The 641-nt window shown below is 71.3% G+C and carries 1 protein-coding gene; it reads right to left on the bottom strand.

The annotated features are described in order from the left end of the window. Nucleotides 1–568, bottom strand: a 568-nt coding sequence (locus ACFR9S_RS11090; protein ID WP_379818659.1) for a DUF7857 domain-containing protein, incomplete at its 3' end; no start/stop codon positions are given. Nucleotides 569–641 lie beyond the last annotated feature (73 nt).

Below are 641 nucleotides of genomic sequence, written 5' to 3'. Positions count from 1 at the left end.
GGTTCGCCTCGACGACCCCGGCGGCGTTCAGCGCCTCGGCGGTCCGAATCCGCGTTCGATAGGGGGACAGGAGCGCCTCGGCTTCGTCCGGGAGCGACGCGCGTCGCGCTGAACGTCCGTCGGTGGTGTCTCGTTCGCCCTCGATCATGTGTGTGGGTAGATCGAGGAGCGACTGGTCCCAGTCCGTTCCGTTTCCACGGTTCTCGCTTTCTTCACCGAGCACTGCCCGGGGCGGCCGGTGGTCGCCGAGTTCCCGGACGGCTGCCTCCGGCGTACTGTCGCCCGGTTTGTCTTCGACGGGGCCGACATCGTCGAGGATCACCGGCGGCGTCGCTGTCGGTGCCGGGGAGGCGTACCCAAGTGCCGCCGTTCCGTCGGCGGGAACGACCGTCGTCACGCCGTCGCGGTCCCAGCCGGCTGCGGGCGTCCCGTGGCGTCGTGGCGGCAGGACGGGACCGTCGAGCCGGCTCCGGAGGCGGACCCGGCGGTCGGTCGCACGCTCGTTCCGGAGGTGGACGCGGACCAGCGTCACCCCTGCGACGGACTCCTGTGTCCAGTCGAGATCCATCTGCGGGCGTGCCCGCCCGCTCGTTCAAAAGCTCGGGGTCAGAGCCGGATCACGGGGGCGTGGAGCGCGTCCG

Origin of the sequence: Halolamina salina, from assembly GCF_042678005.1 — an archaeon.
Classification (GTDB): Archaea; Halobacteriota; Halobacteria; order Halobacteriales; family Haloferacaceae; genus Halolamina; species Halolamina salina.
The sequence above is the reverse complement of the archived record's forward strand: the minus strand, read 5'-3'. Positions and strand labels throughout refer to the sequence as shown.